The organism is Taklimakanibacter deserti (assembly GCA_003574785.1).
In genome coordinates this window covers 389,914-414,544 of the sequence record QORU01000003.1, presented here as the reverse complement: position 1 = coordinate 414,544, position 24,631 = coordinate 389,914, and the positions used below count along the sequence as shown (strand labels likewise).

Genomic DNA, 24,631 nt, shown 5'->3' with positions numbered 1-24,631 from the left:
TGTCGCACTTTCGGAGTTCGTGGAATGGTTCCCAGAGCCGCTCCCGGTCACTGCTTGCGCATGCCTTTCACGCGGTCGTCGAGCCAGATCAGCGCGTCTTTAGGCGTCTTTTCGCCGCCCGCCACATAGGCCGCGGCCTGGTAATAGGCTTCCGCCACTTCGACCGGATAGGTCGTGTCGGGCGGCGGCACGAGCGACTGGGCGGTGTTGAGAAGATCGGCCATGGCCTTCGTCTTCGGGTCGAGCTTGGCCTTTTCCATCACGCCCTTGACCGGGCTGAAGCTGCCGGCCTCGGCCCATTTGACCTGGTTTTCGGGGGTGGTGAAGAAACGCAGGAACGTCAGCGCCTCTTGCGGATTTGCGCTCTTGGCGCCGACGGCGAAACCGGTGAGCGTGCCGATCACGCTGTCCTTCAACGGATGTGCGGGATCGATCAGCGGGGTGTTGAACTCGTCATAGTCGAAATCCTTGTCGGCGAGCTCCGCCGCCGAGGAGACGAGCCAGGAGCCGATCGGATGCATGACGGCGGCCCCCTGGAAGAAGGTGTTCATCGCCGGGTCGGCGCCCAATCCGGCGATGTCCTTGTTGAAGCCCTGGGCCTTGCGCAATTCATCGACGAGGGTCAGGGCCTTTTCGAAGTCGGGCGTGTTGAAGGGCTTATCGAGGCGGAAGGCCGCTTCGTAATCGGCGGGCGGCACGACGCGGGACGCGATATGCGATGCCCAGTTTCCGAGCGGCCATAATTCCTGATTGCCGATGACGAACGGCGTTTTGCCGGAGCCCGAGAGCTTCGTGGTCAGATCGACGAGCGCCGCCCAATCCTTGGGCGCCTCTATGCCCGCTTCCTTGAAGAGCTGCTTGTTGTACCAGATGACATTGGTGACATCGAGCGTGATGGGCACGAGATAGGGCTTGCCGTCATTGACGGCGCCCATCTGGCTTGAGAAGGCCGGCGCGATGAAGCTGTCCTTCCAGCCCGCTTCGCCCATGGCGGCGGTGAGATCCATCGCGAAGCCTTCGCGGGCATCGCGCCCGATGGGCGCACCCGCCCACTGGAAATAGATCTCGGGCGGCGATGAGCTCTTGAGCTGGGTGATGAGGCCGGTGTCGGAATAGAGATCGTCGTCATAGACGATCTGCTTGATCTTGATGCCGGGATTGGCCTTCTCGAAATCGGCGATGATCGAGTCGAGCGCCTCCTTCTGGGCGCCGCCGGTGATCGAATGGGTGATGCGGACTTCGCCGGCTTCGGCGCCATGGGTGGCGATGGCGATGCTGCCGAAGAGGAGCGAGCCCAGGGCCAAGAGTGGAAAAGCCCTGTATGCGCGCTCTTTCCTGGCCATCATCACATCCTCCGTACTGGTATGTTTTTGGCATGCTATCGGACTGCTCTGTATTAGTCCAGGGTTTTATAATGATCTTCCGGAAATATTCTGCCCTTACGATAAGTAAACTCATCATGTTGTTATACTTCACATATTCTGAATTTATCATGCAATATCACAACCTTACCGGGCCGAAATGGAGCGCTCCAAAACCATACCGGTATTGTCATCGGCATCGGATCACCTTATGGTGAGCAAGTTCCACAAACCGGTGCCAATGACTGAGACTCAGGAAATCCGCCGCCGCATGGATAATTTGACAGGCCCGCTCGGCATCCGGCTGGTCATGGCGATGACGTCCGCGATCGAGGATCGCACTTTGGGAGCCGGGCGGCCCTTGCCGCCCGAACGCGAATTCGCGCATGAGCTCGGTGTCTCGCGCTCGACCTTGCGCCAGAGCCTCGAGCAGCTGGCCAAGGACGGCTATGTGGCGACGCGTCCCGGCGCCGGCACCTTCATCGCCAACCGCATCTTCAAGCCGATCACCCGGCTCACCGGCTTCACCGATGACATGCTGAGCCGCGGCCTCAAGCCCACCTCGCGCATTCTCGAGCTCAAGGTGATGCCGGTGCCCCCCGACATCTCTTTTCGCACCGGCCTGCCCTTCGGCACGCAGATGATGATGCTCACCCGCCTGCGCCAGGTGGATGACGATGTGATGGGCCTCGACCGTTCGATCTTCCCGCTGCAGGCGGTCGGCGCCGACTATGACGGAACGGGTTCGCTCTACGCCCGCATGGATGCGATGGGCGGGCGGCCGCGGCGCATCATGCAAAGCCTCAAGGCGACCGAGGTGCCGGCGGACATTGCCGAGCATCTGGGCGTCAAGCCCGGTGCCGCCGTGCTCGCCATCCACCGCATCGGCTATGGCGCCGCCGGCAATGTGCTCGAAGATGCCATGAGCTGGTATCGCGGCGACCGCTACGAATATATCGCCGAGATCACGGAATGAGTGTCGATGAATGATGTGAGGGGTGGCACGACCGGCATGACGACGCTGACCGACGAATATTACGACAGCATCACCGCGATGCTGAAGGAGTTGGTTTCGTCACAGCGTGACAAGCTGGCCAAGGCGCAGGAATGGATAGCCGACGTGCTGGCGCAAGGCGGCCTCGTCTATGTCACCGGCAGCGGTCATTCCCACATGATCGCCGAGGAGGTGTTCTATCGCGCCGGCGGGGCCGCTCCGGTCCAGGCGATCCTCGATCCGGCACTCATGCTGCATCAGGGCGCTCATCGCTCCACCGTGCTCGAACGGCTCGAAGGCTATGCCCGGGTCGTGCTGCAGGACTATCCGATCGGCCCCAAGGACGTCGTCCTCATCGCCTCCAATTCGGGCCGCAACGCCTTTCCGATCGAGGCCGCCCTCTTCGCCCGCGAGAAAGGCGCCAGGACGATCGCCATAACCTCGAGCGATCATGCCGCCCGTGTCACCTCGCGCCACAAGAGCGGGCGCATGCTGCATGAGGTCGCCGATCTCGTCATCGACAATCACGCGCCCTATGGCGATGCCTGTTTGACCATTCCCAATTCCGACAAGCGCATGGGCTCGACCTCGACCATATCCGGCGCCTTCATCGTCAATGCGATCATGGCGGAAGCGGTGGCCAACCTGGCGCGGCGCGGCATCGATGTCGACATCTATCGCAGCGCCAATGTCGGCGGCGGCAGCGCCGATGCCGAGGAAATCGTGAAGCGCTGGCGCGCCCGTATTCGCGGGTTGTAGATAAGAGGGACGCCCTCGCGTCCCCCTGCATCGTATCGCAAATCCTACATGTCCATCGCCTGGGCGATCTCGATGGTGCCGCCTGCCTTGAGCAGCGGACAACCCTTGGCCTTCTTGTGCGCGTCATCGAGGCTCGACGCCTCGATCAGACTGTAGCCGCTTGCCGGATTGGCGCCGCCACCGTCGGCGAGCGAGCCATCCGACCTGACGGTGCTCGACTTGCCGACAGGATTGCCGCCGTCGATCACCGCGGCGCCGAGCGAACCGAACCAGGCGCCCCAGGCATTCATGACCTCCTGGATCTGGGCAGGATCCGTCGGCGGCTTTCCTCCATGATAGACAAACAGATACTTCGCCATGTGCTGCTCCTCCGCTGCTTTGGCTTGCGTCCCTCACTGTGAATTATCACCAGCATAAACCCTTGAACATGGCAGGTATTCTGATAAATTTGCGCCTTCGATTGTGAAGACTTCACAATGCCAGGCGATCGACCTTCCGAATATGCGGTGTTTCGGCGGACCCTGGAGCGGCTCGCCGAGACCGGCGTCCTTCCCGCCGCTCGAGAGCCCCTCGAGCGCAGCCTGCAAAAGATGAGCGGCATGCTCAGCGACGCCGTGCTGGCGGAAGTTCCGGCGTTCTCCAATTCAGGCAATCCCGACGTGGTGCCGGAGCTCGCGCGTCATACGTGCGAGCATATCGATGAAATCCGGCGGCTGTTTGCGGGCGGCGAAGCCCAAGGCTTCGATTTCGTCAAGGACCATGCGCATCGTCGCGCCGCACAGCGATTTCCGCTCGAGGCGATCCTGCACGCCTATCGCTGCGGCCATCGAATCCTGTCGCACTGGATGCGCGATGCCGCCCTTGCCTCAGGCTGCAGTAACCTCGAAGACGCGGTCTCCGCGGTCGCCGACTTTGCCATCGAATACACCGACACCGTCAGCTCCATCGTCACGGCCGAATATGTCGATCACACGCGCGCGCTCGCGGAAGCCGAGGGGGATCGCCGCAGCGAGCTCTTCAACATCCTCCTCAACGGCTATGATGAATCAGACGGCCGTGTCGCCCGGCTCTTGAAACGCGCTGGCTATCTCGAGCAGCGCCAGGCCTATTGCATCGCCGTCGTTCAGCCCGTCAACGCCGCCGAGATGGAGAACCCGGCACGCGCCGAGCGCATCGCCGATGCATTGTCCCAAGCGCTGGCTGCCCTGCCGGTCCGGATGCTCGTCGGGATGCGCAACAACGCTGTGGTCGCCGTGGTCTCGGCCAGACGGCGGCAATCGGGCTGGACGGCGCCGCAGGCCGACCTCGCCCTGCGCATCCACCCGATGCTTCTGGTCCTGGGCCCGGCTGTTCTTGTCGGCGTCAGCGCCGATCATCCCTCGACGTCCTTTCTCCCAAAAGCCCTGCATGAAGCGACGATCGCTCTCGATTTCGCCGACGTGGAGAACCGCGTCGTGCAATTCGCAGGCCTGCCTATACGCGGCCTGCTGGTTCATCGTGGCACCGAATATGTGAAATCCTCAGCCCCGAACTGGGTGGCGCTCCTCGTCAACGCGGATAGGGCGGCGGGCGGCGCTCTCATCCGGACTTTACGTGCCCTCGCCGACGCCGACATGAATATGCAGAAGGCCGCCCGCATCCTCGGCAAACACCCGAATACGGTCTACACCCGGATCGAGCGCATCCGGGAGCTGACCGGACTCGACGGTCAACGCTATCACGACCTGACGGAGCTGCTGCTCGGCGCCGATTGCGCGGCAGCGGATGCACGTAGCGCGTGATCAGGAAAAGTGGGCACCGGTTTTCCGTCCGATCACGCGCCAATTATAAGATTCCGAACACGTTTATCACTTCAGGTCGACCGACCTGAAGTGATCGTGATCTGTATCAATCATCTGTACAGCAGTATCATGAGCAGACGATGCGGGACGTTGCAGTCGAGCGCTAGCGCTTGCGCTTGCGCTTAGGCGCCGACGGACGCACCATCGGCATAGCCTCCAGGCTTTCCTGCACCACGCGCCACTGCATCTCGAAGCGTGATCGCCCGGCTGCGGCTTCTTGGCCGAATGAACGTTTGGCTTGGTCGAGGATCGCGTGCAGATCCTTGCCGGTGGCACCCCCATTCGCCAGATCGTACAGCGTCTTTTCTGCCCGATCGCGCAGCTTTTCCGGCAGCGCATCGGGTATCTGGGGGGCCGGTACGGGATGAACGGCGCGGGCCTTCTTCCCGAACAATTCGGGGTGCAAATATCGGCCGCGTTCCGCCTTCGGCTTGGTCTCCTCAACGGGCAAGCGGTTTGCTTCGGCCCAGGCGTCCTTGCGGACCCCGGTGACTTGCCAGCAGACTTTCACTCGGCCGGGGTCGGTCCGGATTTCGAATTCGTTGTCTTTGATCTCTTTGGAAACCATGGCGCGGGCGAACGCGCCGATCACGGTGAGCTGATAACGGAAGTCGCGGTTGAGTGCTTCGAAATACGCCGGCAGCCGCACCCGGGCCACGCCTGCGCGGTTAGTGGTCACTGTGCCGCTATAGACGTTGAGCATCTCTGGAGATTCGACAAACGAGTGCGATAAGTATTTGTTCGCTGGATCCGTCGGGTGGTCCACGGTGAAACCGCCGCCGGCCTTCTGCAGATGCCCGGTGACGCGGACCCTGCCGACAAAGAGGCCAGCGAAGCCATTGGCACTCTGGCCACGCACGGCCGCCACGTCGGGCTTGTCGCGACTGGAGCTGAAAGTGAATCCTTCGACGCCATTACCTAGCACGCTGACACCCAGCACCCCGCCGCCCGACTTGGCGGAGAAATGAAGAGAAGAGTGGCCGTAGCCTTCGCCGAAGGTGAGACCTTTGGTGGCGTCGGTGGACCCGCTGAAGCCGCTGACGCCCACGCCGACATCGCTCCTGCCGAGCACTGCCGGACCCGGACTGCCGCTGCTACCACCAAAGGTTTGGCCGAGGACACCGGCCGCTCCGGTGCCGGTCGTGCCGCGCACACCGATACCGCGAACGCTGCTTCCGATAGTGCCCGTTGCGCCGCCGACGAAACCGGTCACGCCGTTGCCGCCGGTCGTGGAAGAACCGAAGACTCCCTGCGAGCCATCGTCGGGACTGAATGTCACGCCGAGCAGTCCGGACGCGGTAATGCTGCGGGCGAGCACTCCCGGCGCACCGGGGCTTTCGCCGACTACGCCACTGTCGTTAAGACTGCGGCCGACCACGCCTGGGCCGTCTACTCCGTGTCCCTCGACGCCGGCCGGTGGATCGATCGGAATGCTGGTGCCTTGCGGCAGCACTCCGCTCGTGCCGAACACACCGCCGCCTATGTTGGAATCACCCCAAACCCCGACCGGGACCGGATTTCCGTTGATATCTTCGGGCTGCTGCCCACTGATTGCCGGATCGAATCCTTTTACTTGAGCCACGACGCCTCTCCCTTCGCTTGAAACGCATCGCCGCCCACACTCCGCCTGCGACTTAGCCGGTGGTAAAGATTCGCCGAAAGTGGCCATCGTCGAGGGGTTGCATCAATACACCTTTTTCACAGGGCGGGCTAACTCCGATAAACGTTCCGGTAAACGTCCGCTCTTGGCCCCTACGCGACATGGCAACTGTCTCCGACAATAGCCGCTTTCGCCTCGGTAGCAGACAAACGTGCGTGATCTAGGCGATCAGTCCCTGAGTCTTTCGATCTCGACGCCGACGCTGCGTGCATTGGGAATGACGTCCGGCTTCTCGATGCGCACCCGCGCCGCCATCACCCTCTTGTCGCGCAGGCACGCCGCTGCGATGAGCTCGGCCAGCGTCTCGGCGAGACCGACATGACCCGCCGCCACGATCTCCTCGACCTTCTTCACCACGATCTCATAGCTGACGACGTTCTTGATGTCGTCGCTCAACGGGTTATCGCCTTCCTTCACCGAGAGGTCGATATTGACGATGATCTTCTGGCGCGTCGTCTTTTCTTCCGGATAGATGCCGATGAGCGCGTCGACGATCAGGTCCTTGACGAAGACATGGCGCAGGCGGGCTTTGCCGCTCGCCACATGGTGCGTGATCTTGGCCTCGCCCTTCCCGCTCATCGCCTATTCCTTCACATCCATGACATCACGCGTCTGCCATAACAGATGCTGGCCGCCGTCGAGAACGATCATCTGGCCGGTCATCGCCGGCGATGACAATATGTATTTGACCGCCGCCGAGATTTCTTCCGGCGACGTCCCGCGCTTCAGAAGCGTCAGGCGGGCCTGGCGGGCGAAATCCTCCTCGTCCATGCGCACATTGGGCAGCGCCGGCCCCGGTCCGATGGCATTGACCCTGATCCTGGGCGCCAGCGCCTGGGCCAGCGTCCGGGTCACCGTCCACAGCGCCGATTTGCTGGCGGTGTAGGAGAAGAATTTGGGTGTAAGCTTCCACACCCGCTGATCGATGATGTTGATGATATTGCCTTGCGCTTCCGCCGGCACTTGCGCGGCGAAGCTCTGCGACAGGAAGACCGGGGCTCGCAGATTGGTGTCGAGATGGGCGGTCCAGCTGTCGAGCGTCACCGAGCTTGCCTCATCCGGCTCGAAGCGCGAGGCGTTGTTCACGAGGCAGGAGAGCGGCCCCAGCGCGTTCTTGGCCTCGGCGATCAGGCGCTCCGGCACATCGGCGCGGGCAAGGTCGCCCTGAACGATCACGCTCTGTCCGCCGCCCGCCTCGATCTCCGTCTTGAGCGTCTCGGCATCGGCACGCGAGGAATGGCAATGGATGGCGACCGCCCAGCCGTCGCGGGCGAGGTCGAGAGCGATGCGCCGGCCGATGCGCCGTGCCGCTCCGGTGATGAGGACGGATCGGGTCATCCGGCCGCTTGTATCAATTCCTCGAGCCGGTTCAAGGCTGTTCGCTGAGCGGCGTGCATTCGGTCTTGAGCAGGTCGGGATAGATATCGAGGCCGCGCATCAAAAGCTTGATGCGCAGGCCATAGGAGGTGATCTTGCAGTGGCTGATCGCGACCGGCACTGACGCCGCGACATAGTCGGGATAGAACAGGCCACGGCCGCTCAGGATCGACCAGGCCTCGTTGAAATTGCTGGCGCGAATGCGGAAATAGATGCTGTTCTGGTCTGTGCAGGGAAGCGCATGGCAGCCCTGGACCGAATGCTCGTTCTCATGCGGTATGATCTCCTGGGAATTCGTCAGATAGACGATCTCGTCGCGCTTGACCGTGCTGAAATAGAGGAGCGCATGGCAGATGAAGACGACCAGCGGGACGAAGACATACCAGGCGAAAACCGCCGACAGGAGCAGGAACATACCGGCGCGCGTCTTGGAGAACTGCCGGTTCTGATAGGCGTCCTCATAATAAACCGCCTTGTCCCACAGGAAGCGGTAGAGCCGCCACAGCCAGGTGACCGGCTTGAACAGGATGCGGGCGACGGGGCGGATCACATGCGCATAGATCCAGCTCAGCGCCAGCACGACCTGGAAGACGAATTTATGCAGCGCGGTCAGATTATACTGGGTGCGCCCCGTCCACGACCGCGCATGGACCTTGTCTTTCTCGTGGGACTCGTCCGCGATCTTCTTCTTGAGCGCTTCGACCTCGTCGCGCAGCGTGCTCATGTTTGCCTGATCTCGAAGACGGCCCGCTTGGGATTGTAGGCGAGCTCGAGCTTGCCGCGCTTGTCGCTGTCGAGGATCATATTGACGATGATCGGCTCGATATTCGCCTGGATGAAGCCGGGCAGGCCGCGGGCGCCGATCGCCGGGTCGTAATGCGCCTTGCAGAAGGCCTTGAGATCCGCCTCGGCGACCTCGACCTTGATGCCTTCCTGGGCATAGGTGCGGTCGATGCTGTCGAACTCGCGCCGCACGATCTTCTCGATCGAGGGAAGATCGAGCTTGTTGAAGCAGATGATGTTCTGCCGGCCGGAGAACCGGTTGAGGAATTCCGAGCGGTAGGTCTTCTCGACCTCCCTCATCGCTTCGGCATTCGCCTCTTCGACGCTGAGCTTCGGATCGAGGAAATGCGGTTGCCCGAGGTTCGTCGTCATGATGATGATCGACTCGGAGAAGGAAACCGTGCGCCCGACATTGTCGGTGAGCCGCCCGTCCGACAGGATCTGCAGGAAGACGTTGAAGACGTCGGGATGGGCCTTCTCGATCTCGTCGAACAACAGGACGCGCAGCGGGTTCTTGCGCATCGCATTGGTCAGGATGCCGCCGGCCTCGAAGCCTTCATAACCGGGGGGCGCCCCGATCAATCGCGCGACGGCGTGCTTCTCCATATATTCCGACATGTCGAAGCGGGTCAGCGCCTTCTCGTCATCGAGCAGGCTCGCCGCCAGCGCCTTGGCGATCTCGGTCTTGCCGACGCCCGAGGGCCCGAGGAACATGAAGGAAGCCTGCGGCCGGTCCTGGTTGCGGCGCCCCACGCGCGCCGTCTTGACCGCGTTCGACAGCACGCGCACGACATGGTCCTGGCCGAAGATCCGGACCTTGAGCTCCGCTTCCAGATTGCGCAGCTTCTCGCGCTCGTTCTCGTTGAGCTTGCTCACCGAGATGCCGGAGATCTGGCTGAACTCCCTGAGCACGATATCGCGCGTGAGCTCGAGATGGTCGTTGAGCTCCTTGGTCAAGGCGTCGAAGGCCGTCCGATTGGTCGCGATCTCGCTTTGGAACTTGCCGATGCGCTCACGCAGGTCGCGGACCGCGTCGGATTCGAGGCCCGCGCCCGTGGCCAGGCGCGCGAATTTGGCGATCCGGCCGGTGATCTCGCTGACCTGGCTGTCGGGCGATTGCCGCGCCTCAGCTTCCGTCTCGATCTGCTTGTCGAGTTGCTCCTCGAGCTCGATGACCGCGATCTCGCCGTCGCGCTGGCGCTTGTAGAGCGCCTTGATCTTCTCCTGGCTTTGGGTCCAGCGCGTGCCTATCTGCGCCAGCTGGGCGTCCGCCTCGGCGGCCTGCTTTTCGGTCTTCGCCGCCCGCTTCGCCGCCTCGGCTTCGGCGAGACCGGGCGGCTGGCGGTGGGCGCCGAGCCTGTAGGTGGCGAGCGCTCGGTCGAGCAGCGACACGGCGCGCTCGGGCTGGGCGCGGTTCATGCCGCCGTCGCGCGAGCGGTATTTGGAGGTGAGCTCGATCGCCGTGCGCAAGGCGCTTTCGGCGATCCTGATGCGGTGGAACTGATGCAGATGCTCTGCCCGCTCGGCGACGATCTTGAACAGCGCTTCGCCCTCGGGCTCCGCCAGGTCGACGAGCGTGAACAATTCGCGCAAATCCGAATGGCTCTTGAGGATGATGTCGAGGTCTTCGTCGCGGGCCTCGAGGATGACCTGCGCCTTCTTCGACTTGATGGCGAGGCACAGCGCGTTGATGAAATGCAGCGTGCCGATGTTGCGCGCCGCTTCGATGAAGTCGCGGGTATCCTCGACGATCAGGACCGAATCGGGTGTGCGATCGAGCGTGCCCATCATCCGCTGGAACGAATCGCGGATGCTGACGGGATCGCCGGAGGAGAACAGCGCGTCGGTGTCGAGCCAGAAGAACCGCTTGTTGACGATGTCGAAGGGCGCATCGGGGTCGCGCTTGATCGCCTGCAGTCCCATGCACAAAGCGGTGCAGCCGACGCCGCCCGGCCCCACCAGGAGGACGGAATTCGCCATGTTCCTGACCAGGATCGACGACAGCTTCTTGAGCTCGGCCTCGCGTCCGACCAGGCGGAAATTCGGCGCCTTGGCCAGATAGTCCTCGCCCCGGGTGAGGAAGCTCATGGCGGTTCGACTAATGCCGCCCGAGCTTGAATGGCGAAGGTATCGGCTCGCCGGCGGCCGGCGCGGTCGCCTTCGCTCTTTCCGGGCGTCCGACGTCGGCATTGACGGCGATCGCATCCTGCACGTCGCCCTGCACGTCCTCGGCCAGCCGTTTCAGCTCATCCAGCTTGTTGCGCATGTCGGAGAGGCCTTCGCGCGTGATATTGGTCGCCGCCCGCACCACCTCGCCATAGGCGCCCAGATCGTCGATCGCCTTGGCGAGGTCGGTATTCTGCTCCTCGATGCCCATGGCGATGCGGATGCTCTCCTTCTGCGCCACCTTGTTGGTGTTCTGCGCCATTTGATTGAGCGTGTCCTTGGCCATGGCCGAGGCCTCGCCCAAGGCGGCGGAGGACACGGCCTGGAGCACCACGCTCAAGCGGTCGGCGACGCCCGAAATGCCCTGGCTGTGCATGGTGCGCGCCCGGATCGCCTGCTGGTCGACGGCATCCTTCATCGTCTTGATGCGGATGGCGCCCGAGGTCAGGTCGGCATAGGTCGCCATCGTGTCGGCGGCGGAGGCGTCGAGCATGGTGATATGCTGCTCGATGGCCATCTTCTTCTGCTCGCGTGCCATCTTGGCGATCAGGTCTTCGCTGCCCTCGGCCGGCGGCTGCAGCGCATCCCTGCTCTTCTGGTTGCTCCCGGAAGCTTCCTTGATGCCCTCATTCATGATGGCATAGACGGTGCCCATCATATTGTTGGCATCGAACAGGTTCTCCACCTGGTCGTTCATCTGGCCGAGATGCTCGCGCACCGAGCCGACCCGCGTCTTGGCCGTGTTGACGAAATTCACGGCCGCGTCGACCAGGTCCTTCTGGCGCTGCTTGTGGTCGTCGGCGCTGATGTCGAGAAGCTCGCGCAGCTTCTTCTTCTGCTCGGCATATTCGCCGAGCTCGCTTTCGGTCGGCGTCTGCTTGTCGAGCTGGGCAAGCTCGTCCGAAAGGCCGTCCAGCGTGTCGACGACCCATTTCAGCTCCGAATTCTTGCGCGCGATCTCTATGCGGGCCTCTTCCTTGACGCCACCGAGGCCGAAGAAGCTGCGATTCTCGCCGAGGGCCGCGATATCGGAATGGATCTGCTCGACCGACGATTTGAGCTTGTCGAATTCCTGCCGCTTGGTCTCTTTGATGCGCAGGAGCTCCTCTTCGCGCTTCCTGTCGCGCAGGATCTCCTGGAACGCCTCGAGGGTCAGCCCATTCGTCCGCAAGGTATAGACCGCATCGATGATGTCGGTCAGCGGCTGCATCTTCTCGTCGAACTGGACCAGCGAGGTATTGAGGTCGTCATAGACCTGTTTCAGCTCGGCAAAGGTGCCGGTGTCAGTCAGCCGGATGATCTCCTGGGCCATTTCCTCGCGCTGGCTCTGGAGATATTCCTTGAACAGCTCGAATTCCTTGATCCGCTCGCGGTTCTCTTCCTTCGTTCCTTCGAAGGTGAGCAGTTTTGCAACTTCTGCCCGCTTCGCCTCGGGCCTGGTGTTCTCGGCGAACATCACCTTGAAGAAGGCATTGGCGGCGATATTGGCGAAGCGCGGATCGGCGCTGACTTCCCGGCGCACCGCCTTGCTTTCCGCCTGACGCTGGCGGACGGCTTCGGTGAGCACGTCTGAAACATCGGTTTTCTGCTGGAGTTTCGGCTTGGGAGCATCGGCCATGTGGTGGTGTCTCCTAGGCGGAAGGTGTCGCAGGGGCAGATATAGGGGGGAAGCCGCATGCCGTCCAGCACCACGGGCACAGAAATTTGTTTGGCGCCGGGTCTTGCGGAACCCGGCGCCGCATCACAGATATTGTTGTTTCCTGCCTTCGGTCGCTTAAGCTTTAGGCATGAGGATCACATAGTGCTTCCTCACCTTCTCGACCGTCTCCCAGGTTCCCTTGAAGCCCGGCGGGATGAGGAAGCCGTCCCCCTTCTTGAGCGTCCACTTCTTGCCCTTGTCGTTGGTGAGGACGGCCTTGCCTTCGATGAAGTGGCAGAATTCCCATTCCTTGTAGTCGATCTTCACCTTGCCGGGGCTCGATTCCCAGATGCCGGAATAGAGCCTTCCGTCCTCGCCGGTGAAATGGTTCCAGGTCTTGGTCTTATAGGGCCCCTTGATGAGCTTCTCGCCCTCTCCTTGCCCCTTCTCGACCTCGGGCGCCGATTTTCCCGCCGTCTTCATCACGATGATGTCCGCCATGATTTGCTCCTGTCATTTGGCTTGACGCTTGTAGACGATGGGCCAGTCGTCGCTGCCCTTGCCGTTGTCGCAATCCGGCCAGGCGCTGAACTCGACGAGCTTGAAGGACGTGTCGGACCACACCCACTGCCCGATCGAGCCGCAATCGCCGACGCCGCGACCCTTGTAGAAGGCGCCGAGCCTTCCCGTCTTGGGATCGAAGTCGGAATTGAACAGCTGATTGGTGCCGCTCCAGCCGTCATAATAATCGGCGAAATAGATGAGCTGCAGATCATCGCGCCGCTGGAAGAAATAGAGCTGGGTGAAGTTGTAGGCGCCGGCGAAGCAGGGCGCGACATGGAGCGCGTAGCCCCCGGGCAAACGATAGCTCTCGATGTCCGGCCGGTTGGGGACGGGCGGCTCGCAATCGAACTTTATCCGCGCCTCGATCTTGCCCCGGATCTCTTTCGGTGCTGTGAAGCTCGCCTCGCCTTCGACGCCGGGCGGGGAGGAAATCTCCGATGATTTGCCCACCCGGTCCTGCTGCTCGTCGATCCACAGCAGGATCGCCGCGAGGCCGGACAGAGAGAAGCTCTCCTTCTGCGCCTTGCCGTCGGGCGTCTCATAGGAAAGCTCGAGCTTCCGGCCTTTCTTGACCGCGGCGAAGAGCTTGTCGAGGTCCTTGCCGCCGCCAAGGCCGAAGGTGATTCCATCGGCATCGCGCAGATAGCCGTATTCCTCATGGAAGCTGAACGCCGCGCCGCCGTCGACGGAAATGGCCATTTCGCCATCGGCCTTCGGCTGCGGCACATGCTTGAGGAAGAATCGCATCGACCATTGGGACATGTCGCCTTGGGCCCGGCTGAACCTCAACTGGTAGCCGGTGCCGCCCATGACCATGCCGCCCGCCCCCGAAGCGGTCGCCGTGCAGGCGAGATCGTCATCGCAGTCGCCCGTCCAGTCGCGTACGGTTTTGACCTCGGCCACGGCCAACGCCGGAAGGAGGCCGAAAGCCATGATCAGTGTGAGCCCGCGCAGGAGCGGCTGCATCATGTGGACTCCCCCAATTCCAGCTTGCGCAGGAGGCTTTCCTTGTCGGCGACAAAATCCGAGGCGATCCACCAGTCCTCGAGACGGTCGAGCTCACGGCCGAGCGCCGGACCTGGCTTGAGGCCATGCGCCAGGAGGTCCTTGCCGGTAAGCGGGAAGCGCGGGATCGGCCACTGATCGGCAAAAGCCAGAAGGTCCTTCCATTTCTGGCTCGCGGCCGGATCTTTCGATCTGGCCCAGGCGAGCCTCACGGTATCACGCCAGGCCTCCCGCCCCAGATGGTAGAGCACCACCCGGCGCTCACGCTCGCGCAAGCGGGGCGTTGCACCGGTGTGATGGGCGATCGCTTCGAGCCTGCGCATTTCCGTATTGGTGAGGCGCAGGCGCTCGCGCAAGGCAAGCGCATCTTTCGCCATCAGGACCAGGCGCAGCAGGGCGTCGGGCTCGAGCCCGAGCGCCTGATCGATCTTCGCCATGCGCGCCAGAGGATTGAGATCGGATGCCGGCGTAAACAGCACCTTCAGCACATTGCGCGATGCCATCAGCTTGATGGTCGGGGCGGCCCGCTTCGCCTCAAGCAGCTTGAACAGCTCTTGGCGAATACGCTCAGCTGACAGGCCTTTGACCTTGGCCTTGTGCCGCACGCAGGCGGCGAGCCCGTCACGGTCGGGTGCGCCCGCGCCATAGCGGGCATGGAAGCGGAAGAAGCGCAGGATGCGCAGCGCATCTTCCTCGATGCGCTCGGCTGGCCTTCCGACAAACTTGACTCTTTTTCGCAGGATGTCCGCGTAACCCTTTGTAGGATCGTATATTTCCCCGTTCCGCGAGCAGTAGAGCGCGTTCATGGTGAAGTCGCGCCTGAGCGCATCGGCCTGCCAGTCGTCGGTGAAGGCGACGCGGGCCTTGCGGCCGAATGTTTCGACATCGACACGCAGCGTCGTCACCTCGAAGGGCTTGCCGCCGACAACCAGAGTGATGGTGCCGTGATCGATGCCGGTCGGATGGACGCCGAGGCGCGCTTTGTCTCCGGCCTGCATGATCCGCAGCGGAGCGAGCGTGGTCGCGATGTCGATATCGTTGACGGGCTCGCCCAGGAGGGCATTGCGGACGGCGCCGCCCGCGACCCGCGCCTCGCCGCCCTCAGCCTCGAGCGCGTCGAACACGCGCCGCAAGGCGCCGTCAGTGAGCCAGGCTTCGTGCTTGAGCGATGGCGCTGTCTTCATGGCGCGCGATAGAGGCGGTCGTAGAGATTCATGATCATGCCGGCCGTAGCGCCCCATATATAGCGCTCGCCATAGGGCATGGCGTAGAAATATCTCTCCTTGCCCTGCCATTGGCGGCTGTGCCGCAAATGGTTTTCACCGCTCATCAGGAAACGGAGCGGCACCTCGAATATGGCGGCGACCTCCTGTTCATGCGGTGAAAGAACGAAACCCGGCCTGACCAAAGCCACCACCGGAACGATCTCGAAGGACGTCCGCGTCCGATAGGCATCGAGGAAGCCCAAGGGCTCGATATAATTTTCATCGAGACCGGTCTCTTCCCTGGCCTCGCGCAAGGCGGCGGCGAGCGCATCCTTGTCGCCCTCATCGATCTTGCCACCCGGAAAGGCAACTTGCCCGGCATGGCTCGCGAGGCTGTCGGTGCGCTGGGTGAGGAGGACGGTGAGCTCGGGCTCATGCAGCACGATCGGAACGAGCACGGCCGCGGCGCGTATCGGAAGCTCGGGGTCGATCAGCCGGAGATCGGGATTGAGGTCGTCGTCGCTGCGCCCCACTTTGTCGGGCGCGCTGGCGAGGAGCCGTGTCGCGGCGCGCTGGCGGAACTCCGCCTCGTCGAACTTGAAATCGTTCATTGCTGGACGGCGCCGATCTCGGCTGCCCGCTGCATCGGCCAGAAGCGGCCGGAAGACCACACCCCGAACCACTCGCCCTCGACGACGCCGAGCGCCACGAGGTCATAGAAGAGTGCCCTGACGACGAGGGCCTCGAGCCGGCCGCGCACCAGGACATAGGGCTTGAGCCCCCCCGTTCCATCTTCGACCGCCACCCGCATCGGGTGCGCCGCGTCAATTGTGACAATGTCGTCCGTATTGGTCTCGAACGAAATGACCTGGTCGCGGCCCCGGCCTTCGACGCTCATCCGGATCGCCACGAAGGGGGCGTCATCGACGTGAATGCCGCATTTTTCCACCGGCGTGACGAGATAGTATTTGCCGTCCTCGTCATGGCGCAGCACGGAAGCGAAGAGCTTCATCAGTGGCTTACGGCCGATCGGCGAGTTCAGATAGTACCACAGGCCGTCCTGGGCGATGCGCATGTCGATATCGCCGCAAAACGGCGGATTCCATAAATGGACGGGCGGCAAGCCCTTCTTGCCAGAGGCCTTTTCCGCCTCCTTGAGGCCAGAAAGCGGATTGCCCGGATCGCGTGCCGGCTTGGTCATGATAAGGCCATGCTTGTTCACAAGGATTTCATTAACGGAATCGGCATTTGGCCTACCAGATTAAGTTTCGCAACTGGCTTGGCCCAAACTATAGTGAGCCCCATGGCAAGCATCAACGAAGCTGACAAGCACATTGTTTCCGAACTCGACCAGATGGCCGGCCGCCTGGAGAAGGTGCGCGAGGCCATAGGCCGGGTGATCTTCGGACAGTCCGAGGTCATCGATCTTTCCCTCACCGCCATCCTGGCCGGCGGCCACGGCCTCCTGGTGGGTGCACCGGGTCTCGCCAAGACCAAGCTCGCGACCACGCTCGGCCGCGTTCTCGGCCTCGAGGAAAAGCGCATCCAGTTCACCCCCGATCTCATGCCGGCCGACATATTGGGATCGGAAGTGCTGGATGAGAGCGAGCATGGGCGCCGGCAATTCCGTTTCGTCCCGGGCCCGGTCTTCTGCCAGTTGCTGATGGCGGACGAGATCAACCGCGCGAGCCCGCGCACCCAGTCCGCTCTGCTGCAGGCCATGCAGGAGCATCACATCACTGTTGCCGGCGTGCGTCACGACCTGCCGCGGCCCTTCCATGTGCTCGCCACCCAGAATCCGATCGAGCAGGAAGGCACCTATCCCTTGCCGGAAGCCCAGCTCGACCGCTTCCTGGTCGAGATCGACATTCCCTATCCCGCGCTCGATGCCGAACGGCGCATGCTCTTCGCCACCACCGGCACCGAGGAAGACGAAGCGCCGACGGTGCTCACCTCGGGCGAGTTGATGAAGATCCAGCATCTCGTCCGCCTGATGCCGGTCGGCGAGCAGGTCGCCGATGCCATCCTGTCGGTGGTGCGCGCCGCGCGTCCCGGCAAGGAGGCCGATGATTTCGTCAACAAGACGATCGGCTGGGGCCCGTCGCCCCGCGCCAGCCAGGCTTTGATGCTGGGCTCCCGCGCCCGCGCCTTGCTCGGCGGCCGGCTGTCGCCCTCCATCGATGACGTTCTCGCCCTTGTCGGCCCGGTGTTCCGGCATCGCATGGCGCTGACCTTCAGCGCGCGCGCCGACGGTGAGACGATCGACAGCGTTATCGACCGCCTGAAGACGCGGTTGAGCTGAAAGAGCTGGATGCAGGATAAGGCCGCACTCGCGCTCAATGACCGCGCCGAGACTTTGTCGAGCGCGCTGCCGGCGTTGCTCGTCGAGGCGCATCGCATCGCCGCGACCGTGATCATCGGTGTGCATGGTCGCAAGCGTTCGGGCCCGGGCGAGACCTTCTGGCAATATCGCCCCTACTCATTCGGCGACAACGTGCAGCAGATCGACTGGCACCGCTCGGCCCGCTCCGATCGCGTCTTCATCCGCGAGAACGAATGGGAGGCCGCCAATACCTTGTGGCTGTGGGTGTCGCCGTCCATTTCCATGACCTTCCAGTCCCATCTCGCTAATGTCGGCAAGGCCGAGCGGGCCAAGCTGCTGGCGCTCGCAGTCGCGAGCCTCGCCATTCGCGCCAATGAGCGCGTCTCGCTTTTAGGAACGAATCTCGTTCCGGCGCATTCCCGTCCTGCCTTGTTGCGGCTAGCGCAAACATTGATCGCGGCACCGGCGTCCGACGCGCTGCCGGGCGCCGTCAGGCTGCCGAAATTCTCGACGGTGCTGATGTTCGGAGATTTCCTCGAGAAGCCCGATCGTATCGCCCGCTCCTTGGGTGCGATCGCCGCCAATGGCGTCGCGGGCCATGTCGTGCAGGTCTGCGATCCGGCCGAGGAGACCTTGCCTTATTCGGGCCGCGTCCGGTTCGAGGAAATGGCGGGGCCTCTCACCTATATCGCCGGAAAGACGGAGAGCCTGCGCGAGGCCTATCAGGCGAAGTTCCAGGAACAGCGCGCACAGGTGCGCGACATTGCGCGGCGCGTCGGCTGGAGCTTTGCGGTCCATCGCACCGATGAGCCGCCGCTCAGGATCCTGCACGCCTTGCATGGGCTGATCGGCGGAGAGAAGAGCCGAGCCAACCAGGCGAGAGCTTTCTGATGCTGCAGGGCCTCACCTTCCTGACACCATGGGCCCTTGCCGGGCTCCTGGCGCTGCCGGTCATCTGGTGGCTGTTGCGCTTCACGCCACCCAAGCCGCAGCATGTCCGTTTCCCGCCCTTGCGGCTCCTGCTCGAGCTCATTCCGCGCGAGGAGCAGCCGGACAAGACGCCCTGGTGGCTGATGCTGCTGCGCCTTGCTCTTGCGAGCCTCCTGATTTTCGCGGTCGCTCATCCGTTCCTCGCGCCGAGCGATGCGCCGCGCCTCGCCGGCAACCCGCTGCTGATCGTCGTCGATGACAGCTGGGCGGCGGCGAAGGACTGGGACACGCGCCTGGCGGTCCTGCAGGACCTGGCGGCGTCGGCTCAGCAGGCGGGCGTGCCGGTCGCCGTTGCGGCCACCTCACCCACGACTCGCGGGACGGATCTGGTGCCGCAGGCGGCTCAGGATGCCTTGAGCCGGATCACCGCGCTCGAGCCCAAGGCCTTGCAACCCGATCGCCTGGGCCTCCTCGCGCGCCTGAAGCAGACTTATCGCGACGGCGGCCTCAGCGTCACCTGGCTGTCGGATGGTCTCGATCACGGCTCGGCCGGCGCATTCGCCGAAGGCCTGCTGAGCCTCGCCGGCGGCAAGGCGAGCCTCGATGTGATCGCCGCCCCAGCCGGCAACTTGCCCCTTGCCCTTGCCGCGCCGCAGGTCGAAAGCGGCCGCCTGAAGATCGCTGCTCTCCGTCCGCCCGCCGCGCCGGAAGCGAAGGTCGTCGCCCGGGCTTTGGCCGGCAATGGCCGCAGCCTTGCCGAGACCACGCTCACGCTCGGCTCCAATGCCCAGCGCGCCGAAGGGTTCATCGATCTGCCGCTAGAATTGCGCAACGAGGTCGAGCGGGTCGAATTGTCGGGCGAGCGCAGCGCCGCCGCCGTCTATCTCCTCGATGATCGCTGGCGTCGCAAGACGGTGAGCCTGATGGCGGGGAGCACGCTTGAATCGGCGCAGCCGCTGCTGTCGCCGCTCTATTATGTCTCGCGCGCGCTCGAGCCCTATACCGAGATCTCCGAGCCCAAGCAGTCGGCCGATCTCAAGAACCAGCTCGATGCCGGACTTTCCGTCCTGGCCTTGGCCGATATCGGCGTGCTGCCGCAGGACGAGCAGGATATGATCTCTGCCTGGATCGAGCGCGGCGGCCTGCTCCTGCGCTTCGCGGGCCCCCGCATGGCCGCGGCCCAGGACCCGCTCATTCCCGTCACCTTGCGCGAAGGCGGACGCGCTTTGGGGTCGGCGCTTTCTTGGGAGACACCGCAGGCACTGCAATCCTTCCCCGAATCCAGCCCCTTTGCCGGCATCACCCTCGACAGCTCCGTCCTGGTCAACCGCCAGGTGCTGGCCGAGCCCGCCGCCGATCTGACCCCCAAGGTCTGGGCGAGTCTCGCCGACGGCACGCCCCTCGTCACCGCCGAGCGCCGCGGCAAAGGCATGATCGTCCTCTTCCATGTCACCGCCAATGCCGATTGGTCGAATCTGCCGTTATCTGGCATGTTCGTAGAGATGTTGCGGCGCATACTCGATCTCGCCCCGAGCGCCGGCAGCGGCGCGAACAAGGGCACCCAGGAGGTCGCCAGCCAGGCGGCCTTCACGCCGCGTCGCGTCCTGACCGGCACCGGCGACTTCGCCGATCCTTCCCCCGATGCCCAACCGATCGCGGCGGCCCAGATCGATTCCGCGCAACCGAGCCCGGAGCATCCGGCCGGCCTCTATAATCGCGGCGGGCTTCAGCGCGCCATCAACCTCACTTTGCGCGAAAGCGATCTCAAGCCCATGGGCGCCCTTCCCTCGGCGGCAAAGCTGCGCGGCATCGAGCGCGCGCCGTCGGTGGCGCTGGCGCCTTATCTCTTCGGCCTGGCGGCGCTGCTCTTCCTGATCGACTGCATCGCCGCTTTGTGGCTTGCCGGCAGCTGGCAGAGGCTCCGGAGCCGCAGCGCCGGTGCTGCCGTCATCATTCTCCTGGCGCTTGCCGCCGTCCTGCCGCCCGACAGCGTGCGCGCCCAGGACACGGCCGCCGATCAGTTTGCCTTGCGCAACACGCTGCAAACCAGGCTCGCTTATGTGGAAACGGGCGATGCGCAGGTCGACGAGACCAGCCGGCAGGGCCTGGCCGGCCTTGGCAGCATGCTGGTCGAGCGGACCTCCGTCGAGCCCGGCGAGCCCGTCGGCGTCAATCTCGACCGCGACGAGATCGTGTTCTTTCCGCTGATCTATTGGCCGATCCTGCCCGATGCGCAGGCGCCGTCGCCGGCCGCGCTCGCCAAGCTCAACACCTACATCAAGAATGGTGGCACCATTTTCTTCGACACGCGCGAGGACGGCGCCGATCTCTCGAGCCTCATGGGCGAAGTGTCGGGCGCGACGCTCGCCTTGCGCCGCGTCGTCGAGAAGCTCGACATCCCGCCGCTCGAGCCGGTGCCGCCCGATCACGTGCTGACCAAGGCCTTCTATCTCCTGCAATCCTTCCCCGGCCGCTATGAGCGCGGCCAGCTCTGGGTCGAGACGGGGGAAGGCGGCCCATCGAGCTCCGGCAATGCCGACGGCGTCACCTCGATCATCATCGGCGCCAATGACTATGCCGCGGCCTGGGCCCTGGACGGCCGCGGACAGCCGCTCTATGCGGTATCGCCCGGCGGCGACCGCCAGCGCGAATTCGCCTATCGCACCGGCATCAATATCGTGATGTATGCCCTGACCGGCAATTACAAGGCCGACCAGGTGCATGTCCCGGCACTGCTCGAAAGGCTGGGGCAATAGCATGAACTGGGATTTCACCATCGCCCCCCTGTTGCCCTGGCCATTTCTGGCAGCGCTTTTGGCGGCAGGCCTCGTCTTCATCGTCATCACGGTGATGACGCGCGGGCGCGGCTGGCTCTTGCGCAGCCTGGCTTTGGCTTTGCTGCTGCTGGCCCTCGTCAATCCGAGCCTGCGCAACGAGGATCGCGAGAACCTTTCCGATATCGCGATCGCCGTCGTCGACCACAGCCGCAGCCAGAGCTTTGGCGATCGCACCGAGCGCACCGAGCGCGCGCTCACCGACCTCAAGCAGGCCGTGGCCCGGCTCGGCAATACCGAACTGCGCGTCGTCTCCGTCACCTCCAACGTCTCGGCCGAGAATGACGGCACCAGGTTGTTCAGCGCCTTGAACGAAGCCTTGTCGGAAGTGCCGCCGGAGCGTTTCGCCGGCGCCGTTTTCATCACCGACGGCCAGGTCCATGACGTGCCTACCGACATGACGCGGCTCGGCGTCAATGCCCCGCTGCACGGCCTCATCACCGGCAGCCGCAAGGAGATCGACCGGCGCATTGTCATCGAGCAGTCGCCGCGCTTCGGCATCGTCGGCAAGGAGCAGACCGTCCGCTTCCGGGTCGATGAGACCGGCAACACGCCGGGTCCGATCGGCGTCACCATACGGGCGAACAACGGCGAAGAGCAGAATATCGAAGTGCAGGCGGGCCAGAGCGTGTCGCTTCCGGTGCTCGTCGATCATGGCGGCCAGAACATCACCGAGATCATCGCCGATCCCCTGCCGGGCGAGATCACCGAGCAGAACAACCGCGCCATCTCCATCATCGAAGGCATTCGCGACCGCTTGCGGGTGCTCTTGGTTTCAGGCGAGCCGCATCCGGGCGAGCGCACTTGGCGAAATCTCCTCAAGGCGGATGCTTCGGTCGATCTCGTGCATTTCACCATTCTGCGCCCGCCCGAGAAGCAGGACGGCACGCCGATCAAGGAACTGTCCCTGATCGCCTTCCCGACGCGTGAGCTCTTCGTCGAGAAGCTCGACGAGTTCGATCTCATCATCTTCGACCGCTATCAGCGGCGCGGCATCCTGCCGATGATGTATCTCGCCAATATCGCCGACTACGTGAAGCGCGGCGGCGCCGTGCTGATTGCCGCAGGGCCTGATTTCGCCGCCGAGGACGGACTCTACAACACGCCGCTCAACGCCGTGCTGCAGGTCGTGCCGTCGGGCCAGGTCCTGGAAGGTGGGTTCAAGCCGCATGTCACCGAGCGCGGCCAGCGCCATCCGGTGACGCGCGGGCTTCCGGGCGCCGAGGGTGCTACGCCCAATTGGGGCCGCTGGTTCAGGCTGGTCGATGCCGATGCGGAAGCGGGCGAGGTTGTCATGTCGGGCCTCGACGACAAGCCGCTGCTTGTTCTCTCGCGCGAGGAACAGGGCCGCCTGGCGCTGCTTCTCTCCGATCACGGCTGGCTGTGGGCACGCGGCTTCGAAGGCGGCGGACCGCAGACCGAGCTGCTGCGCCGCCTTGCCCATTGGCTGATGAAGGAGCCCGATCTCGAAGAGGAATATCTGAGCGGCAAGCAGGACAATGACAGTATCCAGATCGAGCGCCGCACCATGGCCGATACGACCGATCCGGTGACGGTGACCTTGCCATCAGGGACGACGAAACAAGTCGAACTCCACCAGGTGACGCCGGGCGTGTGGCGCGCCAACCTGCCGGTGACCGAGCCCGGCATTCACCGCCTGACCGACGGCAAGCTCACGGCAGCGGTCGCGATCGGCAGCGCCGATCCCAAGGAGACCGCCGATCCCGTGGCGACCGATGCCAAGCTGGCGCCGGCGGCGCGGGCCTCAGGCGGCGGCCTTTATTGGCTCGAGGATTATTCGTCCCTGCCGCGCATCGTCAAAGCCGACGCCGGACGCCAGATGGCGGGCTCCGGCTGGCTCGCCTTCAAGGCCAACGACGCCCATCGCGTCCGCGCCGTGCACGAGCTGCCGCTGTTCTCAACCTTGGGCGCTCTGGCCCTGCTGCTGATGGCCTTCGCCGCCATGTGGTATCGCGAAGGCCGCTGACAGTTCTTCGAAACGGTGCGGCGGGAGCACGAGTCCTTTCGCCAGCGTCAGCGCTCCCTCGGTCAGTTCGAGATAGAGCAGCCGATCCGGATCGACGGGTCCCGGCATCTCGATCTGGTCATGGGGCACGCGCTTGAAGCCGACCCGCGCATAATAGGGCTCATCGCCCACCAGGATGACGAGCCGCTGCCCAAGCGCCTTCGCCTTGTCGAGGCCGGTCCGCATCAGCGCCCGCCCGATGCCGATATTCTGCCGCTCCGGATGGACGGCGAGCGGGCCGAGCAGCAGGGCATCGCTGCCCGCTTCGCCGATCTTGAGCGGCCAGAAGCTGATGGCGCCGGTAAGCCCGAAGCCCGGCTCACGCGTGACCAGGGACAGGCCGTCAATGGCGGTGTTGCCTTCCCTGAGCCGATAGGAAGTCTTGGCATAGCGGGCGAGGCCAAAGGCCAGATCGAGCAGGTGTTCTATGTGCGATTGATCGGCGGCGAGAGCCGCTTCGACGAGGATGGTGGACATTTTGGATTCCGACGGTCTGAGACTTGACTGGCCCCAGCAAGCGGATGATCCGCGAAACCGGAGCGATTTAAACGCGCGAAAGCGCCGACCGGTCTCGTCGTCGCAGGCCAAAGGGCATATGCAGCATCCGCTTCATGGCGGCGCCCTTACCACAGACGATGCGCCTCGTAAACAGGCAACCCGGCACGCCCTCACCAAAGAGCGGACGGCGCCGTGCCGGTGACGATCTCCTCGATCCGGCGGCGGGTGCCGCCGGTCGTGCCGTCCGGCAGGCCGGTCACCGGAAAGAAGCCGGTCTCCTTGATCTCGACGCCGGGCTTCCACTCCCGTCGGGTAAAGCGGCGGATGACGAAGCAGGCGACATGATCGCCGCGGAAATTTGCCTCGTTCGAGAACAGGCCGTGAAATACGGGCGCCCCATCGACGATGATGCCACCCTCTTCCTCGACTTCGCGGGTGAGCGCATCATAGATCGTTTCTCCCCGCTCGACGCCACCGCCCGGAAAAAGCCAGCCTGGGGCGTAACTATGCCGCACCAGGAAGATACGGTCCTGGTCGTCGAATATGGCGGCACGGACGCCCAGCGTCATGCCGCGCCGTAATCTGAACCAGGGCTGCATCATCAGGAGAAGAAGGCGGCTCATATGGGCTGTCCTTGAAGAGGGCGGGCAATCACAGTAAAGCCAA

The 24,631-nt window shown here is 63.7% G+C and carries 22 protein-coding genes; 7 read left to right on the top strand and 15 right to left on the bottom strand.

All coding sequences use genetic code 11. The features are described 5' to 3' along the window. Window positions 1-47 precede the first annotated feature (47 nt). Entirely contained in the window at window positions 48-1,346 is a 1,299-nt protein-coding gene (locus DS839_RS08120) for an ABC transporter substrate-binding protein (protein ID WP_119269786.1), read from the bottom strand. Between the two features lie 286 nt (window positions 1,347-1,632). On the opposite strand from DS839_RS08120, the gene DS839_RS08115 reads away from it, so the two are divergent. Continuing rightward, a complete protein-coding gene (locus tag DS839_RS08115; RefSeq protein ID WP_162918380.1) occupies window positions 1,633-2,337 on the top strand; it encodes a GntR family transcriptional regulator in 705 nt (234 codons plus the stop codon). Between the two features lie 6 nt (window positions 2,338-2,343). Continuing rightward, complete coding sequence (locus DS839_RS08110; protein ID WP_119269784.1) at window positions 2,344-3,114, top strand: sugar isomerase domain-containing protein; 771 nt, start codon at window positions 2,344-2,346, stop codon at window positions 3,112-3,114. Window positions 3,115-3,158: 44 nt separating this feature from the next. On the opposite strand, the gene DS839_RS08105 is transcribed toward DS839_RS08110, so the two are convergent. Continuing rightward, entirely contained in the window at window positions 3,159-3,473 is a 315-nt protein-coding gene (locus DS839_RS08105; protein ID WP_119269783.1) for a YciI family protein, read from the bottom strand. A 117-nt stretch (window positions 3,474-3,590) separates the two neighbouring features. On the opposite strand from DS839_RS08105, the gene DS839_RS08100 reads away from it, so the two are divergent. Beyond that, complete coding sequence (locus DS839_RS08100) at window positions 3,591-4,895, top strand: PucR family transcriptional regulator (protein WP_119269782.1); 1,305 nt, start codon at window positions 3,591-3,593, stop codon at window positions 4,893-4,895. A 163-nt stretch (window positions 4,896-5,058) separates the two neighbouring features. Here DS839_RS08100 and DS839_RS08095 read toward each other — a convergent pair whose 3' ends face one another. From DS839_RS08095 to DS839_RS08045, 11 genes are all read right to left on the bottom strand, one after another. Further along, entirely contained in the window at window positions 5,059-6,537 is a 1,479-nt protein-coding gene (locus tag DS839_RS08095; protein WP_162918379.1) for an autotransporter outer membrane beta-barrel domain-containing protein, read from the bottom strand. Window positions 6,538-6,783: 246 nt separating this feature from the next. Continuing rightward, window positions 6,784-7,194: a dihydroneopterin aldolase gene (folB, locus tag DS839_RS08090; RefSeq protein WP_119269780.1), complete on the bottom strand. Its 411-nt coding sequence runs from the start codon at window positions 7,192-7,194 to the stop codon at window positions 6,784-6,786. A gap of 3 nt (window positions 7,195-7,197) precedes the next feature. Continuing rightward, window positions 7,198-7,953: an SDR family oxidoreductase gene (locus DS839_RS08085; protein WP_119269779.1), complete on the bottom strand. Its 756-nt coding sequence runs from the start codon at window positions 7,951-7,953 to the stop codon at window positions 7,198-7,200. 31 nt (window positions 7,954-7,984) lie between these two features. Beyond that, window positions 7,985-8,716, bottom strand: coding sequence for a hypothetical protein (locus DS839_RS08080; protein WP_119269778.1), 732 nt, complete (start codon window positions 8,714-8,716; stop codon window positions 7,985-7,987). Then, complete coding sequence (locus tag DS839_RS08075) at window positions 8,713-10,863, bottom strand: AAA family ATPase (RefSeq protein ID WP_162918378.1); 2,151 nt, start codon at window positions 10,861-10,863, stop codon at window positions 8,713-8,715. The genes DS839_RS08080 and DS839_RS08075 overlap by 4 nt, the downstream gene beginning before the upstream one ends. 10 nt (window positions 10,864-10,873) lie before the next feature. After that, entirely contained in the window at window positions 10,874-12,559 is a 1,686-nt protein-coding gene (locus DS839_RS08070) for a hypothetical protein (RefSeq protein ID WP_119269776.1), read from the bottom strand. A 156-nt stretch (window positions 12,560-12,715) separates the two neighbouring features. Beyond that, window positions 12,716-13,081 (bottom strand): cupin domain-containing protein, encoded by a 366-nt coding sequence (locus DS839_RS08065; protein ID WP_119269775.1) that lies wholly within the window; start codon window positions 13,079-13,081, stop codon window positions 12,716-12,718. A gap of 12 nt (window positions 13,082-13,093) precedes the next feature. Continuing rightward, window positions 13,094-14,113, bottom strand: a complete 1,020-nt coding sequence (locus tag DS839_RS08060; RefSeq protein ID WP_119269774.1) for a DUF1176 domain-containing protein — start codon at window positions 14,111-14,113, stop codon at window positions 13,094-13,096. Further along, window positions 14,110-15,333 carry a CCA tRNA nucleotidyltransferase gene (locus DS839_RS08055; RefSeq protein WP_162918377.1) on the bottom strand — a complete coding sequence of 408 codons (1,224 nt, stop codon included), beginning with the start codon at window positions 15,331-15,333 and terminating at the stop codon, window positions 14,110-14,112. Before DS839_RS08055 ends, DS839_RS08060 begins: the two co-directional genes overlap by 4 nt. Continuing rightward, complete coding sequence (locus DS839_RS08050; RefSeq protein ID WP_119269929.1) at window positions 15,330-15,965, bottom strand: CoA pyrophosphatase; 636 nt, start codon at window positions 15,963-15,965, stop codon at window positions 15,330-15,332. The genes DS839_RS08055 and DS839_RS08050 overlap by 4 nt, the downstream gene beginning before the upstream one ends. Continuing rightward, window positions 15,962-16,555: a DUF1285 domain-containing protein gene (locus tag DS839_RS08045; RefSeq protein ID WP_119269928.1), complete on the bottom strand. Its 594-nt coding sequence runs from the start codon at window positions 16,553-16,555 to the stop codon at window positions 15,962-15,964. The genes DS839_RS08050 and DS839_RS08045 overlap by 4 nt, the downstream gene beginning before the upstream one ends. Before the next feature lie 102 nt (window positions 16,556-16,657). Here DS839_RS08045 and DS839_RS08040 point away from each other — a divergent pair, with 102 nt between their 5' ends. Genes DS839_RS08040 through DS839_RS08025 form a run of 4 tightly spaced genes read left to right on the top strand, consistent with a single transcriptional unit; the run spans window position 16,658 to window position 23,428 of the window. Then, window positions 16,658-17,656: an AAA family ATPase gene (locus tag DS839_RS08040; protein ID WP_119269772.1), complete on the top strand. Its 999-nt coding sequence runs from the start codon at window positions 16,658-16,660 to the stop codon at window positions 17,654-17,656. A 9-nt stretch (window positions 17,657-17,665) separates the two neighbouring features. Further along, window positions 17,666-18,568 (top strand): DUF58 domain-containing protein, encoded by a 903-nt coding sequence (locus tag DS839_RS08035; RefSeq protein WP_119269771.1) that lies wholly within the window; start codon window positions 17,666-17,668, stop codon window positions 18,566-18,568. Further along, complete coding sequence (locus tag DS839_RS08030) at window positions 18,568-21,363, top strand: DUF4159 domain-containing protein (RefSeq protein ID WP_119269770.1); 2,796 nt, start codon at window positions 18,568-18,570, stop codon at window positions 21,361-21,363. Before DS839_RS08035 ends, DS839_RS08030 begins: the two co-directional genes overlap by 1 nt. Window position 21,364: 1 nt before the next feature. After that, the gene (locus DS839_RS08025) at window positions 21,365-23,428 is read left to right on the top strand and encodes a hypothetical protein (protein ID WP_119269769.1); all 2,064 of its coding nucleotides are present in this window, start codon (window positions 21,365-21,367) and stop codon (window positions 23,426-23,428) included. On the opposite strand, the gene DS839_RS08020 is transcribed toward DS839_RS08025, so the two are convergent. Together DS839_RS08020 and DS839_RS08015 are read right to left on the bottom strand one after the other, a co-directional pair. Continuing rightward, window positions 23,360-23,944, bottom strand: a complete 585-nt coding sequence (locus DS839_RS08020; RefSeq protein WP_119269768.1) for a GNAT family N-acetyltransferase — start codon at window positions 23,942-23,944, stop codon at window positions 23,360-23,362. The two genes, DS839_RS08025 and DS839_RS08020, sit on opposite strands and share 69 nt — an antisense overlap. A 191-nt stretch (window positions 23,945-24,135) precedes the next feature. Next, window positions 24,136-24,588 carry an NUDIX domain-containing protein gene (locus tag DS839_RS08015; protein ID WP_119269767.1) on the bottom strand — a complete coding sequence of 151 codons (453 nt, stop codon included), beginning with the start codon at window positions 24,586-24,588 and terminating at the stop codon, window positions 24,136-24,138. Window positions 24,589-24,631: the final 43 nt, after the last annotated feature.

What these genes read in the sequence shown, in the direction of transcription:
- DS839_RS08080 (WP_119269778.1), bottom strand. Translation starts at nt 8,716, where the DNA reads ATGAGCACGCTGCGCGACGAGGTCGAAGCGCTCAAGAAGAAGATCGCG.
- DS839_RS08055 (WP_162918377.1), bottom strand. Translation starts at nt 15,333, where the DNA reads ATGAAGACAGCGCCATCGCTCAAGCACGAAGCCTGGCTCACTGACGGC.
- DS839_RS08110 (WP_119269784.1), top strand. Translation starts at nt 2,344, where the DNA reads ATGAATGATGTGAGGGGTGGCACGACCGGCATGACGACGCTGACCGAC.
- DS839_RS08120 (WP_119269786.1), bottom strand. Translation starts at nt 1,346, where the DNA reads ATGATGGCCAGGAAAGAGCGCGCATACAGGGCTTTTCCACTCTTGGCC.
- DS839_RS08065 (WP_119269775.1), bottom strand. Translation starts at nt 13,081, where the DNA reads ATGGCGGACATCATCGTGATGAAGACGGCGGGAAAATCGGCGCCCGAG.
- DS839_RS08030 (WP_119269770.1), top strand. Translation starts at nt 18,568, where the DNA reads ATGCTGCAGGGCCTCACCTTCCTGACACCATGGGCCCTTGCCGGGCTC.
- DS839_RS08035 (WP_119269771.1), top strand. Translation starts at nt 17,666, where the DNA reads ATGCAGGATAAGGCCGCACTCGCGCTCAATGACCGCGCCGAGACTTTG.
- folB (WP_119269780.1), bottom strand. Translation starts at nt 7,194, where the DNA reads ATGAGCGGGAAGGGCGAGGCCAAGATCACGCACCATGTGGCGAGCGGC.
- DS839_RS08115 (WP_162918380.1), top strand. Translation starts at nt 1,633, where the DNA reads ATGGATAATTTGACAGGCCCGCTCGGCATCCGGCTGGTCATGGCGATG.
- DS839_RS08075 (WP_162918378.1), bottom strand. Translation starts at nt 10,863, where the DNA reads ATGAGCTTCCTCACCCGGGGCGAGGACTATCTGGCCAAGGCGCCGAAT.
- DS839_RS08020 (WP_119269768.1), bottom strand. Translation starts at nt 23,944, where the DNA reads ATGTCCACCATCCTCGTCGAAGCGGCTCTCGCCGCCGATCAATCGCAC.
- DS839_RS08050 (WP_119269929.1), bottom strand. Translation starts at nt 15,965, where the DNA reads ATGAACGATTTCAAGTTCGACGAGGCGGAGTTCCGCCAGCGCGCCGCG.
- DS839_RS08040 (WP_119269772.1), top strand. Translation starts at nt 16,658, where the DNA reads ATGGCAAGCATCAACGAAGCTGACAAGCACATTGTTTCCGAACTCGAC.
- DS839_RS08060 (WP_119269774.1), bottom strand. Translation starts at nt 14,113, where the DNA reads ATGATGCAGCCGCTCCTGCGCGGGCTCACACTGATCATGGCTTTCGGC.
- DS839_RS08015 (WP_119269767.1), bottom strand. Translation starts at nt 24,588, where the DNA reads ATGAGCCGCCTTCTTCTCCTGATGATGCAGCCCTGGTTCAGATTACGG.
- DS839_RS08070 (WP_119269776.1), bottom strand. Translation starts at nt 12,559, where the DNA reads ATGGCCGATGCTCCCAAGCCGAAACTCCAGCAGAAAACCGATGTTTCA.
- DS839_RS08085 (WP_119269779.1), bottom strand. Translation starts at nt 7,953, where the DNA reads ATGACCCGATCCGTCCTCATCACCGGAGCGGCACGGCGCATCGGCCGG.
- DS839_RS08025 (WP_119269769.1), top strand. Translation starts at nt 21,365, where the DNA reads ATGAACTGGGATTTCACCATCGCCCCCCTGTTGCCCTGGCCATTTCTG.
- DS839_RS08100 (WP_119269782.1), top strand. Translation starts at nt 3,591, where the DNA reads ATGCCAGGCGATCGACCTTCCGAATATGCGGTGTTTCGGCGGACCCTG.
- DS839_RS08105 (WP_119269783.1), bottom strand. Translation starts at nt 3,473, where the DNA reads ATGGCGAAGTATCTGTTTGTCTATCATGGAGGAAAGCCGCCGACGGAT.
- DS839_RS08045 (WP_119269928.1), bottom strand. Translation starts at nt 16,555, where the DNA reads ATGACCAAGCCGGCACGCGATCCGGGCAATCCGCTTTCTGGCCTCAAG.